Source organism: Streptomyces glaucus (genome assembly GCF_039533365.1).
Lineage (GTDB): Bacteria > Actinomycetota > Actinomycetes > Streptomycetales > Streptomycetaceae > Streptomyces > Streptomyces glaucus.
This window is the reverse complement of sequence record NZ_BAAATK010000034.1, coordinates 60,329-74,737: the sequence shown is the minus strand read 5'-3', so window position 1 is coordinate 74,737 and position 14,409 is coordinate 60,329. Positions and strand designations below refer to the sequence as shown.

The 14,409-nt window shown below is 67.7% G+C and carries 14 protein-coding genes, 1 tRNA gene and 1 pseudogene; 9 read left to right on the top strand and 7 right to left on the bottom strand.

Features of this window, described 5'->3' with window-relative positions; genetic code table 11:
- The 6 genes and pseudogenes from ABD363_RS23015 to ABD363_RS22990 all read left to right on the top strand — a co-directional run.
- Nucleotides 1-903, top strand: a pseudogene (locus ABD363_RS23015) (hypothetical protein); the annotation flags it as partial.
- A 195-nt stretch (nt 904-1,098) separates the two neighbouring features.
- Nucleotides 1,099-2,004, top strand: a complete 906-nt coding sequence (locus ABD363_RS23010) for an ABC transporter ATP-binding protein (RefSeq protein WP_425578016.1) — start codon at nt 1,099-1,101, stop codon at nt 2,002-2,004.
- Nucleotides 2,001-2,843: an ABC transporter permease gene (locus ABD363_RS23005; RefSeq protein WP_344606614.1), complete on the top strand. Its 843-nt coding sequence runs from the start codon at nt 2,001-2,003 to the stop codon at nt 2,841-2,843. The genes ABD363_RS23010 and ABD363_RS23005 overlap by 4 nt, the downstream gene beginning before the upstream one ends.
- 24 nt (nt 2,844-2,867) lie before the next feature.
- Complete coding sequence (locus ABD363_RS23000; protein WP_344606612.1) at nt 2,868-3,845, top strand: LLM class flavin-dependent oxidoreductase; 978 nt, start codon at nt 2,868-2,870, stop codon at nt 3,843-3,845.
- On the top strand, nt 3,838-4,461 hold the full coding sequence (locus ABD363_RS22995) for a flavoprotein (RefSeq protein ID WP_344606610.1): 624 nt from the start codon (nt 3,838-3,840) through the stop codon (nt 4,459-4,461). Before ABD363_RS23000 ends, ABD363_RS22995 begins: the two co-directional genes overlap by 8 nt.
- 568 nt (nt 4,462-5,029) lie before the next feature.
- Nucleotides 5,030-5,404 carry a hypothetical protein gene (locus ABD363_RS22990; RefSeq protein WP_344606609.1) on the top strand — a complete coding sequence of 125 codons (375 nt, stop codon included), beginning with the start codon at nt 5,030-5,032 and terminating at the stop codon, nt 5,402-5,404.
- 86 nt (nt 5,405-5,490) lie between these two features.
- Here the strand turns inward: ABD363_RS22990 and ABD363_RS32695 are convergent, their stop codons facing one another.
- The 3 genes from ABD363_RS32695 to ABD363_RS22980 form a co-directional block, all read right to left on the bottom strand.
- Entirely contained in the window at nt 5,491-5,919 is a 429-nt protein-coding gene (locus ABD363_RS32695; protein ID WP_425578017.1) for a helix-turn-helix domain-containing protein, read from the bottom strand.
- A 241-nt stretch (nt 5,920-6,160) separates the two neighbouring features.
- Nucleotides 6,161-7,372 carry a M16 family metallopeptidase gene (locus ABD363_RS22985; protein WP_344606607.1) on the bottom strand — a complete coding sequence of 404 codons (1,212 nt, stop codon included), beginning with the start codon at nt 7,370-7,372 and terminating at the stop codon, nt 6,161-6,163.
- A 161-nt stretch (nt 7,373-7,533) separates the two neighbouring features.
- Nucleotides 7,534-8,823 (bottom strand): M16 family metallopeptidase, encoded by a 1,290-nt coding sequence (locus ABD363_RS22980; RefSeq protein WP_344606605.1) that lies wholly within the window; start codon nt 8,821-8,823, stop codon nt 7,534-7,536.
- A 180-nt stretch (nt 8,824-9,003) separates the two neighbouring features.
- On the opposite strand from ABD363_RS22980, the gene lxmK reads away from it, so the two are divergent.
- The 3 genes from lxmK to ABD363_RS22965 are packed head-to-tail and all read left to right on the top strand — an operon-like array spanning nt 9,004 to nt 11,480.
- Complete coding sequence (gene lxmK / locus ABD363_RS22975; RefSeq protein ID WP_344606603.1) at nt 9,004-10,161, top strand: class V lanthionine synthetase subunit LxmK; 1,158 nt, start codon at nt 9,004-9,006, stop codon at nt 10,159-10,161.
- Nucleotides 10,158-11,132, top strand: coding sequence for a T3SS effector HopA1 family protein (locus ABD363_RS22970; protein ID WP_344606601.1), 975 nt, complete (start codon nt 10,158-10,160; stop codon nt 11,130-11,132). The genes lxmK and ABD363_RS22970 overlap by 4 nt, the downstream gene beginning before the upstream one ends.
- 51 nt (nt 11,133-11,183) lie before the next feature.
- Nucleotides 11,184-11,480, top strand: coding sequence for a hypothetical protein (locus ABD363_RS22965; RefSeq protein WP_344606599.1), 297 nt, complete (start codon nt 11,184-11,186; stop codon nt 11,478-11,480).
- Nucleotides 11,481-11,577: 97 nt separating this feature from the next.
- Here ABD363_RS22965 and ABD363_RS22960 read toward each other — a convergent pair whose 3' ends face one another.
- The 4 genes from ABD363_RS22960 to ABD363_RS22945 all read right to left on the bottom strand — a co-directional run bounded on the left by ABD363_RS22960 (nt 11,578) and on the right by ABD363_RS22945 (nt 14,289).
- Entirely contained in the window at nt 11,578-11,751 is a 174-nt protein-coding gene (locus ABD363_RS22960) for an LxmA leader domain family RiPP (protein WP_344015894.1), read from the bottom strand.
- A gap of 430 nt (nt 11,752-12,181) precedes the next feature.
- Nucleotides 12,182-12,255 (bottom strand) — tRNA-Pro (locus ABD363_RS22955).
- A gap of 34 nt (nt 12,256-12,289) precedes the next feature.
- The gene (locus tag ABD363_RS22950; protein WP_344606596.1) at nt 12,290-13,090 is read right to left on the bottom strand and encodes a Pr6Pr family membrane protein; all 801 of its coding nucleotides are present in this window, start codon (nt 13,088-13,090) and stop codon (nt 12,290-12,292) included.
- Nucleotides 13,091-13,362: 272 nt separating this feature from the next.
- Nucleotides 13,363-14,289: a metallophosphoesterase gene (locus tag ABD363_RS22945; protein ID WP_344606594.1), complete on the bottom strand. Its 927-nt coding sequence runs from the start codon at nt 14,287-14,289 to the stop codon at nt 13,363-13,365.
- Nucleotides 14,290-14,409 lie beyond the last annotated feature (120 nt).

Sequence of the window (14,409 nt, the reverse complement as noted above, 5' to 3'; positions counted from 1 at the left end):
GGCACAGCGCCGGGCTGGCCCCTGGCCATGCCGATGTGGGCGTGCGGCGTCGCCGTGCCGGCTGTGCTGGCGGTGCGGGCCGTACCGGACATCTCCGGGGAGTCCCTGCGGCTGCGCGCCACGGTCGCCGACCGGATGAGCGCCTCGCTGTTCTCCTTGGATCTGCGCCAGGCGCGCTCCGCGACGCGCGTGCGGCCGCGGCGAGGGGCACGCCCCGCACCGCGGGTCCGGCCGCCGCGCCTGCCGTGGCTGCTGCTTCCCTGGCGTGACCTGCTCTGCCTCGTGAGAGCGCCCGGCCGGCTCGGCTGGGGCTGCGCGTGGTCCGCTCTGTCCACCGCCGCCCTCGCCTTCGCGTCCGCCCGGACCGGAACGACCGCCACCCTGTCGTCCTGCGCCGCCGTGTGGTTCCTCTACCTGGCGGCCGCGCAGTTCGTCGAGCCGGCCCGGCTGGAGAGCGACGACATGCGCCGCAGCGCCCTGCTGCCCTACCGTGCGGGGACCCTGGCGCTGTGGCACGCGGTCGTGCCCGGACTGCTGCTGGCCGCTGCGACGGGGCTCGGCCTCGCCGTGTGCGCTGCCGGCGGCTGGTGGACACCCGCGCTGGCGGCGCTGGCGGCGGCGGTGCCGGCGAGCGTGGGAGCGGCACTCGTCGGCGCCTACCGGGGCCCGGTCCCGTTCCACCTGCTGGTGGGCACCGAGACGGCGATGGGCAACACCGCGCCGGTCCAGACGGCCGTCTGGTACTTGCGCGGACTGCTGGCGCTGCTGGCGCTCGTCGCCCCCGCAGTGGTCGCCGCGGCCGCGGCTGGGTCCTGCGGGCCGCTGGGCACGGCCTGGCTGCTCCTGGCCGGTGTCGCGGGCCTGCTCTGGGCCCGTCGCACCGCTCGGCGGCTGCACGGCTGACTCCTCCGGCTGCTGCTGCGCTGACGCCTGTAGCAGCAGCCGGGCCGCCAAGCTACGAAGCAACACGGTAAGTTGAGGATCACAAGCGCGCACGTTGGCAGCAGCGGGAGGCAGCCAAACCGCGCCTGTGCACCTGCTGAGCCATATTCGGCCGGAAGTAGGGCCCTGGCAAGTCCCGCGCCTAGGCTCGGCCGCATGGTTGCTCCCACACCGGCCGACGCCTCGGAGGTCAGGACGTCCCCTGCACCCGACCCGTTTGCCGTCAGCGTGCGCGGGCTGCGTATGCGGTACGGCGATAGAGACGTTCTGCGCGGGGTCGACCTCGACATCCGGCGCGGTGAAGTACTGGCGCTGCTCGGCCCGAACGGTGCAGGCAAGAGCACGACCATCGAGATTCTGGAAGGGTTCCGGCGTCGCTCCGAAGGCGAGGTCCGCGTGCTCGGGCACGACCCCCAGTATGTCGGGGACGACTGGCGGGCACGGGTCGGGATCGTCATGCAGTCATGGCGGGACCATGCGCGATGGCGCGTACGGGAGTTACTGGACCACTTCGGCCGCTACTACCGCAACGCGCGGACCACCGACGAACTGCTGATGGCCGTCGGCCTGACCGACCAGGCCACGCAGGAGTGTCACAGACTGTCTGGCGGGCAACGACGTCGCCTCGACGTCGCCCTGGGCATCATCGGTCGGCCTGAGCTTCTCTTCCTGGACGAACCGACCACTGGATTCGATCCCGAGTCACGATTCGCCTTCCACGAGCTCATCGAGCGCCTGCGTACCACGGACAACACGACCATCCTGCTGACCACACACGACCTGGCGGAGGCCGAGCGCCTGTCCGATTCCATCGCCGTGCTCATCAACGGACGCCTCATCACGTGCGGGCCGGCGGATCAACTGGTCCGCGAGGTGGGAGCTGAGGCCGAAGTGCGCTGGGTGGAAGAAGGCTCCGTCCAGCGCCAGTTCACATCCGACCCGTCGAGGCTGGTTTGGGAGCTGCATTGCCGGATCGACGGCCCCATCGACGGGCTGGAGATCCGCCGACCCACTCTGGAAGACACCTACCTGCGGCTGCTGCGTCAGGAGCAAGTGTCATGAACCGACGTCACATCGCGGCAGGACTCCACCGCGGAATGATGGAACTGCGCCACATCCGCCGCGACCGCCGCGCTCAGGTGGGGCTCCTGGTGAACCCGCTCATGTTCCTCCTCGTGGCGTCCGGGCGTGACGGCGATATCCCCGGTAGCCACGTACCTGCCGCCAACCAGGTTATCGGCGGCGGCATCGCCTCCGTCATCTTCTTGGCGGCTATGACTTGGCTGCCTCAGCAACTGGCCAATGACAGGGAGGACGGAACCCTTCTGCGGCTCCGCGGCACGCCGGGAGGTATACCCGCGTACCTGCTGTCCAAGGTCGTGGCGCTCACCGGTACGGCGCTCATCACAGTCGCGGTCCTGCTCATCAGCGGCACTCTGCTGACCGACGCCACGTTGCCCACCGACATCAGCCGCTGGATGACTCTGCTGTGGGTGCTGTTCCTCGGACTCGCCGCGCTTGCCCCGCTCGGAGCCGCCATCGGAGCAGTGCTTCCCAGTTCGCGCGAAGCGGTCGCGCTGCTGTCCCTTCCGGTCTTCGGGCTCATCTTCATCTCGGGTGTCTTCTATCCGATGAATCAGATGCCTCGGTGGCTTCAGACGGCTGGGGAAGTCTTCCCCCTCGCATGGATGGCAAAAGGAGTGCGTTCCGCGCTCCTCCCCGACAGCGCACTCACCGCGGAAACCGGTCACAGCTGGCAGCACCTCCAGACGGCTGGTGCGCTGACGGCCTGGCTGCTGGCCGCACTACTGGTTGCCCCGAGCCTGCTGAGGCGCGCTGCTCGCCAGCAGTCGGGCAGCAGGCTCAGCGCCCGCCGCGAGTTCGCCACCCATCGCTCCTGACCGACAGAGGACACGATGACGTCAATGGAACACAGCACCGGCATCGTCTGCCCGCTGATGGTGGCCGACATCGGCCAGGTACTGCCGATGGCCCGCCTGCTGCAACAGCGCGGTGGCACGGGCAGGCTCTGGCTCGGCCAGTCCCTGCGGGTGGAGACGCATCAGGTGTTCGCCGCCCTGACGGGTATGGGCGTACGCATCCCCATGGGCAGTGGAGTCGCCTTGGCGCCGCTGCGCCACCCCTACGACGCCGCTATGCAGGCACGGTCCGTGGCCGCGTTGAGCGGCATGCCCTATGTGGCGGGCATAGGCCCTGCCGCGCCGGAATTCCAGAGGTCGCTCCGCAAGGACCCGTACGCCGCGCCTCTCCCCGCCATGCGGGAGTACGTCTCGATCATGCGGCGGCTACTCGCCGACGAGCACGTCGACTTCGCAGGCGATCACTATCACGTGCGGGGCCAGCTGGTGCCTCAGTCGCACTCCGGTGTGGAGCTGGGGCTCGGCGTGCTGCGGCCCCGGATGGCGCGACTGGCAGGAGCCGTCGCTGACGTCGCCGTCACATGGATGACGCCGGCTCACTACGTGGCCGACACGTTGGTGCCCGCCCTGGCCGAGGGTGCCACCGCCGCAGACAGGCCCCGGCCGCGAGTGGCCACGATGGTGCACGTCGCCGTGGCCAGACCTGGGCGTGACATCCGGCGCACAGCCCTCGCCGGTGCCGGTGCTCACCTGGGGGCCGCCCACTACACCGACATGCTGCGCAGAGCCGGAGTCGAGGCATGGCCGGACGATCCGGCTGCCGGAGCGGACGCACTGGTGAAGTCGGGGGTCTTCGTCTCCGGCTCGGCAGACGACATCGCGCGGGACCTGGACGCTTACCGTCGTTCCGGAGTGGACGAGATCGCGCTCAATCCGGCGGGAGTGATCCAGAGTGAGGGGCTCGGCGCCGCTATGACGGATCTCGAAGAGATCTTCGCCGCGTTGGATCGGCTTCATGGCTGAGCCGCCCGTCAGTGCTGCGCCCGCGCCCGCCTTCGGTGCCCGCCAACTGCTCTACGTCGGGACCGGATCCCTGGGTGTGATGTTCATGCCGATGTGGTCGCAGTGGCTGCGCACAAGCTATCCGCAGCTGGAGGTGCGCACGGTCATCACGCGTTCGGCGGAGCAGTTCGTCACACGCACGGCACTGACCGTTTTCACCGGCCGCGAGATCCTGGTGGACGCATGGCCTGACGAGCCGCGTCCGAAGGCCCTGCACGTCGAACTTGCGCAGTGGCCCGACGCCGTGGTGATACACCCCGCGAGCTTTCACTTCGTGAGCAGGCTGGCCCTGGGGATGGCGGACACTCCCGTCCTCCTCGCTCTGCAGTGCACACAGGCCCCCGTCGTCGTCGCTCCTGCCCTGCCGCCGGGCGGGACCGACTCACCTGCTTACCGGCGACACATCGAAGCCCTCGCGGAGCGCCCCAACGTCATCGTCATACCTCCGACGACCGGGCGCAGCGTCACGACGGGCCGAATGGAGGCATCAGTGGCGGCGCCGCTATCGGAGGTACTGGCGCGCACTGAGCAACTGCGCCTGCGGATGCTCGCGCAATCCGGACTTGAGGAGCGGTGATTCCAGGATGCGACAGCTCGTGGAGGAGTTCGGGACCGGCTATCAGCGGACAGCGGTCTACCGAACGGACAGCGGCTACCTATGGGTGCGCAGCCCCGGTCCGGATCGGCCGGGCGGCATGGTGGAACCCGGTCCCGAGCTACGTACGGCACTCACGGCCCACACTCCCCGCGGCATGGCTCTGCGGCTGGCCGAGAAGGCCGACGAGTCTCTCGTCTACCGGGTTAAGGGCTGCAAGACGGCCGCGCGGGTGGCCTTGGGCCGGCAGGGCGGCGCGGACCAAGGTGAGCGGTTGGCATCTGCGGCACACGCGGTGGGCCGCAGCCTTGCAGGGCTGCACGCCGACGTGCCGGTCACTGCGGCCGAGGCGAGTCCTCCGGCCCTCTCACGCGTAATCCGCTGGATGTCCACGGGGCAGGGGCCTCGAGGGGCCGCAGCCCTCCATGGAGTCCTGCACGCCCACCTTGGCCCCGCACGGTGGCGTCGGATACTGCGCTGGTGTCAGGAGTTCGCCGAACCTGGACATGCCGACACCGTCCTTCTGCACGGGGCTCCCAGCCTTGGATCAGTGATCCTGGCCTCCGAGGGGGCAGCGGACTGCCTGCTGACCGGCGAAGAGGTGTCTCGTGGCGCCGCTGGATACGACGTGGGCTGGCTGGTGGGCGAGATCCTCGAATGGGATATGACGGCGAGTGCGCCCGAAAACACCGCCAAACGAGCAGCGGCCCGGCACGTGGGCCGGGCGCTGCTGGGCGGCTACGGCGCGCTGCCCGACGCAACGGTGGTCAGCCGGGCGGCCGTGCTACGCGTTCTCACTCACGCACACGACTTCGCCGCCTACCGTGGTTGGCATCCAGAGCTGACGCACTACGCCAGATCTCTGTCTCGCTTGGTCGATGAGACGCGCGCGGGGAAACTGCTCGCTTTTTCGGGCCTGCTGTAGAAGCTGTGATGTCCGGTGGTCGGCCCCGGCAGGCACGGCACCGTTCATACGCAGGACGGCGCGGCGCAACCCGTAGCAGTGCTACTTCAGACAGACTGTCGCAGGCGCGTGGACGGCCTTCCATCGTGTATACGTGCGTCGTGGGATGTCGAGGATGTCACAGAAGAGCGAGATGCTGATTCCGGACTCCCGTCGGATTTTCTCGAGTTCGAGAAAGGGATCGATCGGTACTCCCCGGCTCGCCTCCGGACACGCAACTGGATATAAGCCTCGCCGAGGGCAGTTTTGAGTTCGGCGATCTCCGCCTGTAACTCACGTTCTCGCCTTGCGGTCTTGGAAAGGACGCCCTCGAGAGCCTCTCTCCCCCCGTCGATGAACTTATTCCTCCAGTTGGCGACCGACTGTTGGGACACCTTGGCCTGGCGTGAGGCTTGTGCCAGTGACAATTCACCTGACAGGACTCTCAGTACCAGTTCGAGCTTTTCGTTGACCGATATGGCAGGAGGGCGCGGCATATTTTCAGTTCCCCGTAAGGTCGTTACTGCTGTATTGCTTCCGGCATCAGGTGTGGCGTGCTTGAAGCGATGGCGTGTTCCTAATCGATTCTGCACAGTTTTCTCACTTGCTCCCAGACATTACGTGGCAAGCATGTAGGGGGCAACCTCTTAAGTCGTGACCTCGGTAGGTTGGCCGGAATGTCGGGCGGGCGTTGGCCGAAAGTCTTCGTTTATCCCATCGCGCGTGATAGTCGTTTCGCTACACCGGCGCATCGCTGTCGGACCGCACTCCCAGGGCCGCCAAAGGGTCGGATAAAGCCTGCGCATCACCGATGACGACCCCGCTGAAGGCGTCAGGGGTGAAGAACCTGTCAACCGCCTCGCGGATCTCTCTCTGCGAAACGGCCGAGAGTCTGTGCGGGAAAGTGCATGCGTGGTCGATGGGCAAGTCCAGGAGCAAGGCAGTGAGAAGGGCGGATGCTAGTCCAGACTGGGAGGAAAGCGACATCGTCATCACGCCGGCGGTGTATTGGCGGGCGCCGTCTATTTCCTCTGAAGAGGGCGGATCGTCAGATATGCGTCGTAATTCCGACAGGATAGTTCCGTACGAACGAGCGGTCGCCTCTGTCGCGCTGTCGGCTTCGATGACCAGAGACAACCGATCTGCGGTGTCACGCAGCCGAGAACTAACTCGGTAGGCCAACCCGTACCGCTCGCGCAGAACGGTGACCAGACGTGAGGAAAAATAGCCGCCGAACACCGCTCCAGCTAGGCACAGGGCGGGGAACGCAACGTCGGAGCGCGGCACTGTGCAGCGCAGAAGCCTGATCTGCGACTGGACGGAGCCGGGGCGGTGTCGCAACCGCACCCCGGGAACCGGTGAGGGCAGCGCCGGCAGCGTGGTGGGTACGGAAGCACCGCGCCACTCACCGAGAGCGCTGTCCAGGAAGCGAACCGTTCGCTCCGGATTGTGATCGCCAACCAATACCAGAACCGCACCATCAGGTCGCAGGCAGCGTGTATGCAGCGCTCGTACCTCGTCGGCCGTCACGGAAGTCACGTCGGCACCCGAGGGCATGTCACGCAGCGCCGCACCAGGACCGAAACAGTGGGTGATCAGACTCTGCTCCGCCACCACATGAGGCTGTGCGCGGGCGAGAGACAACTGCCGTGTCAGACGCAGCCGAGCCTCGGCCACTTCCGCCTCCGCGTGCTCGGCGCGCACCAGCATCTCGGTGACAACGGACATGAGGTCGCCCAGAGCGCTTGCCGGGGCCGAGCCCGAGAAGGTGAGCCAACGTGCAGAGCGCTGCACGACCAGGGACGCCCCGTGGTCGGATAGCCGTGTCTCCATCTCGTCCTGTGCCAGGGTGCCTGTCCCACGCAGGAGCGTCTCGCACAGCACCATCAAGGCGGCGGCCTCGTCGGTGGCCGGAGACGGTATCGGAACAGCGCCACGCACCTCGATCATGGGACTCGACGGTCGATGTGCTGCCACCACTCGCACTCCGTTGGCCAGGACGGAGTCCACGAGCGGTGGCATGCTCAGGACGGGGGTGGAGCCCACGGGCGGCAGTCCGGACGTCATGACAGGGATCGGACCTGGCCCGGAGCGTGCCGGGTTCCACTCGTTCATTCGTCAGCCCCCGCTGCCCCCGGTACCAATTGGACGACGGCACGGGCATCGGGGCTCAGTCCCTGTGCGGCCATGGCCACGTCCACGGCGTCGACCGAGGACAGCGCGCCGGGCAGCTGGTCGAGCAGCTCGGCACTGTCGAACAGCAGCTCCAGCGTGCCGAGTGCCGGGGTACGGAAAGCGAGGGAGTCGAACTTGCGGTGCCTCGCAGCCGCTGACATTGCCACCGCTCGGTTGACCTCGCGCGGAGTGGGCCCCTCGGCCACCAAGCTGTGCAACTCCTCATCCAAGACCGAGATCACCGCATCGGTCGATGTGCCGGGGGAGTGCACGACCACGCCCAGCAGAAGGTCCGGGTGGCGCGCGTCAAGAGCTCCGAACAGTCCGCACCCCATGCTCACGTCGGTTGCCATACTTGTGCGTCCGATCAGTTTTCGCCGCAGGCGGGAGGACTCGCCGGTGGCGAGGAGGGAGCACAGCACCATGTGCGCCAGGTATGAATGCAGCGCAGTCCGCGGATCAGGCAGCCGGTAGCCGATCGCTGTCGCAGGCAGCGGGGCGTGCCGGTCGTGATGCACGCCCGTTCGCATGCCTCTCGGTGCTGGCTCGTCGGAATCGGAAACCGTTGGAACGGGACGCGAGGGAATGTTCGCGAAATGCCGCCACACAAGTTCCATCACCTGGCGCGGCTGGATGTCACCCGTCACGGTCAACACCGCGTTGCCCGGTGCATAGTAGGACTCAAAGAATGCCTCGCAGTCTGCAACGGTCACCTTCTCGAGAGCGGCGAAGTCGCCGTATCCGTTGTGCGCATTGCGGAAATCGCTGAACAATGCTGACGGCAGGACGGTCCACGGGAATCCCCCGTACGGCTTGTTCATCAAGTTGAGCCGGATCTCCTCCTTCACGACATCCACTTGCGTGCGGAGGCTCTCCATCGTGAAGATGGGCTCTCTCATGCGGTCAGCTTCCATGAATAGAACGCGTTCAAGCGCATTCGACGGGATTACCTGGTGGAACACCGTGTAATCCTGGTGCGTGGACCCATCGACCGTGCCACCTGCGGACTGGACCAGTCGGAAATGGTCCCCGCGTCGTATTCGGGCGCTGCCTTGAAACATTAGGTGTTCAAAAAGGTGTGCGAAGCCGGATCGACTCGGGCTTTCGGAACGAAAACCGACGCCGTAGTGGACACTAACTCCCACTGTCGGTCCGCTCGTGAGCGGCTGTATGACTACACGCAGGCCATTTGGCAGCGTGTGCCGCTGGAGGCGTGGAATGGGCATGCGGCTCACCCTAGAGGAGTCGGGTAAGTTTCAAAACGCCACAAGCGAGTCATATGTTGGGCTGGCGGTGTGCATGTCTACTGCTACCCAGCACGAGCCGTCAACCCCATCCAAGCTACGCCGGTTTAAGGGTGAGCCACCCCTTGTCCTCGAAGCGAGGCGTCCCTACGGTCGCCAGACATGATTGATAGCCAAGAGATGCTGCATGAACCGGCACAGGCACGCTTCGAACCGGTGGATCTGAGCACAGCCCCCGAAGTGAACGCATTACTGACCCGGCTCGGCCTCGGCAGCTTCCGTATCGATACCGTCGTGGCGCACGTAGGTCGTAACGATAACTGGGCAGGAAAGACAACCACCGGACGGCCGGTGTTCGTGAAACGGCTTGGGGGTGACAGATCCGAGGCCGCACGCCGATATCGCCGGATCGTCACCTTCGAAAGGCTGGCGGCGGAACTCGTCGAGACACCATTGGCAAGCCCGCGACTCCTTGGAGCAGATGAGCAGCAGCTTCTTGTGCTGTTCGAAGGCTTGGAGGACGCCAGATCAGGCTCGGAACTTGCCGCTGACGGCGACTTCGACGAGGACCTGTGCCGTGAAGCGGGCAGGATGCTGGGCGTCCTTCATTCCTCGGTAGTGGAACCTGGGGAACTGGATGAGACACCGCATCCCCTTCCGCCGATGGAGAGCTTTGAAGCCCTCTCACTGCCGAGGTTCGTAGACGCCGGCTTCGCCGAGATGGAGGCTTGGAGCCTTTTCCAGGCCGACCGGCAACTGGTCTCGGTCCTTGGCGCCCTGCGTGAGCACGAAGCCTCGGTCCGGAAAGTGCCCACGCACGGAGACCTGCGCCTCGACCAGTACCTTCTGCACGGTGACACACTGCACCTGACGGACTGGGAGGAACTCCGGCTCGGGGACCCCGCACGGGACATCGGCGGGTTCGTCGGCGAGTGGCTTTACCGGGCAGTGCGTGACATCCCCAAGACTCTGAGACACGACGCGGACCGGCCATTCGACCAGGAGGCGACCCACCGGGAAATCCTGACCTACGGGGCCCGGGAGATAGAACGGCTGCACCCCCGCATGCACGCTTTCTGGGAAGGCTATTTGCGGGAAGGGACGACGGCCGGCAAGCCGTCAGGGCAAGCAATCGATGCCGACCTGCCCGCTCGGGCCGTGGCGTTCGCAGGCTGGCACATGATTGACCGACTCCTTGCGAACGCCCCGTACGTGCCCAGAATCGGCGCAGCCGACCGTGCAGCCGCAGGCATCGGGCGCGTCCTGCTGCTCGACCCGCACGTACACGTATCGACGCTGGGCTTGGAGAAGACGCGATGACCACCACCGTGCCACGGGTGTCGGCAGACTTGCTCAGGGCCCTCGACGCGGTTCAAGTCGCGGAAGACGCCACGCAAGCCACCGTCCTGGACGAGGAACTGACCGCTGAGAATCCGAGCGGGCTGGTGAGTCAACTGCGGACCAGCCTTTACCGGAGGCTGCACGCAGGAATGGACAAGCAGGACGGTCCCCGAGCGCGCAGCATGCGCGACAACGACCTGGACGCGCGGTACACCGCGGCCATGCCCCACTCCACGACGATCGTTCCTGCCATTGTCCTGGGCAGCCGGAACGACCAGCCCGTGATCACTGTAGTGGTGGAGGGCGTGCGCACCCGGGTCCCGGTTAGCTGCGTGGTGAAGTGGCCTCAGCGGGCGTCCGGTCCGGCCCTCCTCCGCCTGCCCGCTCAGCGCCCAGGACGCTCCCCCGGCTTTTTTCTCACCGACAGCTCGCGGGGGCTACGGACGGGGCCCGCCACGCTGCGGATGTACATTCACCTGACCGACCGGGAGGCTGCTCCCCAGGTCTGGGGAGTGGTACTGGAAAGGCTTGAGTCACTGGGCCTGCGATACCGAAGTAAGGTGACGTCGAACGGCGGTCTTCTGCCCCGCCGCGACGGTCTCGTCGTCTACCTCGGGCCCGATGCCTGGGACCGCATCGCTCACGTCGCCGACGCGGTGCGCGGCCTGGAAGGGCTGGGAGACAGCACGTCGCCGTTCGTCCACCGGCTTGCCCCGGGAGTCGGCGCTGCCTGGGAACCAAGGGACCAGCGCCCGGGGAAGAAGGGGCTCAGCTTCGGCGAGCATCGTTCCCAGGTCCTGGCCGAGGCTCTGGTGGCGCAAGCGTTGTCCGCCACTCCTCGGACTCGTGAAGCATGCGTCGCCGAAAGTCTCATCGACGCCGGCATCGACCCGCTGTTTCCCGCTCGCAACCTCTCTTCGCCCACCCTGCCCGGCTTCGGATTGGCGTGACCGGTGCCGGACCGAGGGGAGACCGCTCGTTCCGCGTCCCCTTTCGCGGACATGGACCGCGACCAGCTCGTGGCGCTCCTGCTGGACCTGCTGGCAGGAAAGGCGACTGCCGCCGAATGCGCAACACGGGCAGGACTGACTGTGGACGCCCTGCAGAACGCACACGGCGTCTTCGCCGCAGGCGGCTACCGTCGGCTCCAAGGGCGGTCCCGGCGAGGCGCGAAGAGCCTGGCACTTCTGGAGAAGCAGGCAGCGGAGCTGCAACGGCTACTGCGAGAGGCACAATCTGCCGTGGAGATGCTCCGGGCACTGGAGCAGCATCTGGGCAGCAAGACCCCGGAACGCTGAACGACAGCGGCGTGGATGCCCTCACCAGGGCATCCACGCCGCTGTCGCCGACTCAGCACGGGCCTTGTACCCGAGCCGCCGCCGAAGCAGGCGGTTCTCAGCAGCCGCTGTCCCACGTCGCCGTCACCGACGCGGAGACCAGAGAGACACAGATCTCCGACGAAGTGACGGTGGTGGTGATGGCCGGAGCGTCGCTCTCGGCCGCCACTCCGAACTCTTCGGCCGTCGTGTAGGCCGTGTAACCCTCGAGCAGCTGGTCGGCAGCGTTCACGATTCCTCCTGAATGGGGGGTCCCCGTATCGGTCGGCCGCAGGAAACAGCCCGCCCGAGCTAAGGGACGACACTGGTGGACGCGAGAAGTTGACCATCTCGTCGGCGTCACAGCGACCCCTCAACTTTCCATGAGCTTTAACCACATCGGCTCCTGCCTGCGGGTTCAGCTCTACCGGCTCATACGGTGGCTCGCTGGATGCACCTGCCGCCTAGGCCCGCCAGATCACCGCCAAGCATCCGCTTGACGGACCTCACCCCGGCTCCTGTGCTCGACGGCTTCCCCGATGTGTCGAGTGCCCGAGCGGAATGGGAGCAGTCCGGGAGCCGGATTCCGAAGTTGGCTCCCAAACGGCTCCCAGGAGACCCTGGAAACGAGTCAGGGACCCGACCCGCGCTGCGGATCAGGCCCCTGACCTGGTGTTTCTCTGTCGGGGTGGCGGGATTTGAACCCACGACCTCTTCGTCCCGAACGAAGCGCGCTGCCAAGCTGCGCTACACCCCGATCGTCGCTGCTTGTCGCGGCGACGACGTTTACTTTAGCCCACTGGTGGCTGTAGACGAAATCCGGTTTTCGAGCGGTGGCGGATCGGGTTCGGGCGGAGGTGGTCGAGGGCCACGAGGAGGACCGCCAGGGCGTAGCAGGCGAGGCCCAGGAGGAGGGCGTTGCCGAGGACGCTCCGGTAGCCGTGCCGGTCGACGTCCAGGAAGGGGTAGAGGTAGCGGGCCGGGGTGTCGGGGGCGAGGAGTGCGCCGCGGGCCAGGGAGAAGACCAGGTAGGCCAGGGGGTAGAGCAGCCAGGGGGCGGCCTGGCGGAGGTGGAGGCGGCCCGGTGCGGTCAGGAGCAGCCACTCCAGGGCCGCCGCGATCGGGACCGCCGTGTGCAGGACGTGGCCGGCGGCCGTCTGCCAGGCCGTGGGCGCGGCGGGCGCCGAGGGCGACACCGGGCCCGGCAGGGCGAAGGGGCTCGCGGTGTTGGCCAGCAGGAGGTGGTGCACGAGGCTGCTGATCACGACGTAGAGCAGTGCCGCGCCCGTCAGGGCGGTCGGCAGGGGGTGGCGGGCGGTCCACGCGCGGCGGGCCGCGAGGGTGAGGACCAGCGCCAGCAGGATGCCGCTCTGGACCGTGAAGTGGGCCAGGGCGCGACTCGGGCTGCCGAGGAGCAGCTCGACGGTCACTGCCGCGAGGGCCATGGACGCGACCAGCAGGCGGTAGACCGCGGTCAGGGGGCGGCGTACGCGCGGCAGGACGGCCGCGGCCGGGACGGGCGAGGGGAGCAGCGCGGGCGGGCTCGGGACCGCGGGGAGGTCCGGGATGTCCCTGGGTATCGGGGCGGTCATGCCCTCACGCTAGGCAGGTGGGGCATACCGGGCGATACGGGCGGGGCTGTTCGGGTCATGTCCGCCCACGCCGGTGTCACAGCCTCCCGGCTCCGCCCCGCCGACGTCAGCCACCTGCCTCTTCCCGGCAGCCACCTGCCTCTTCCCGGCCGACCCCGGCTCCCTGCTTCCCCCGGCCGACGCCGATCCCTGCCTCCCCTCTCCGCCCGCGTCGGCTCACCGCACCCCCGCCGACGTCAGCCCCTCACGCCCCTTCCACCAGCGTCAGCCCCTCACGCCCGCTCCACCAGCGTCAGCAGCGTCGCCTCCGGCGGGCAGGCGAAGCGCACCGGCGTGTAGCGGTTCGTGCCGCAGCCGGCCGACACGTGGAGGTAGGCCGTGCGGCCGTCCGCCGTGTGCGTGGACAGGCCCTTCACCCGGTCCGTGTCCAGGTCGCAGTTGGTGACCAGGGCGCCGTAGAAGGGGATGCAGAGCTGACCGCCGTGCGTGTGGCCGGCCAGGATCAGGGGGTAGCCGTCCGCCGTGAACGCGTCCAGCACGCGCAGGTACGGCGCGTGGACCACGCCCATCGCGAAGTCCGCCGTGCCGGACGGGCCCCCGGCCACCTCCGCGTACCGGTCCCGCTTGATGTGCGGGTCGTCCAGGCCGGTCAGCTCGACCGACACGCCGTCGATCTTCAGCGTGCCGCGCGTGTTCGTGAGGTTGAGCCACCCGGCGGCGTCGAAGGCGTCCCGCAGCTCCTCCCACGGGTTGTGGACGACGCCCACGGCGGGCGGGTTGCCGTTCAGGCCGTGGCGGCCCTGGGCCTTCTCGATCAGGTAGCGGGCGGGGTTGCGCAGCCGCGGGCCGTAGTAGTCGTTGGAGCCGAAGACGTACGCGCCCGGGAACTCCATCAGCGGGCCGAGGGCGTCCAGGGCCTCGGGGACGCCCTCCGGGTCGGAGAGGTTGTCGCCCGTGTTGATCACGAAGTCGGGGCGCAGGCCCGCCAGCGAGCGCAGCCAGCGCTGCTTCTTGCGCTGGCCGCCGACCATGTGGATGTCGGAGACCTGCAGCACGCGCAGGGGGCGCATGCCGGGGGGCAGGACCGGGATCGTCACCCTTCGCAGGCGGAAGGAGCGGGCCTCGAAGCCCGCCGCGTACAACAGTCCGGCGGCGCCAACCGCCGCGATTCCCAGGGGCACTCCGTATCGCGCGCGCATGCGACCATCGTGTCAGACCCCGCCGGCGCGGTGCGCCCGGCCGTCCCCTGGATCCGATGCCCCCCCGCCACGCCCTCGAAATCGGCGGGCGTCCCGCTCCCCGTACCTGCGACAATCGAT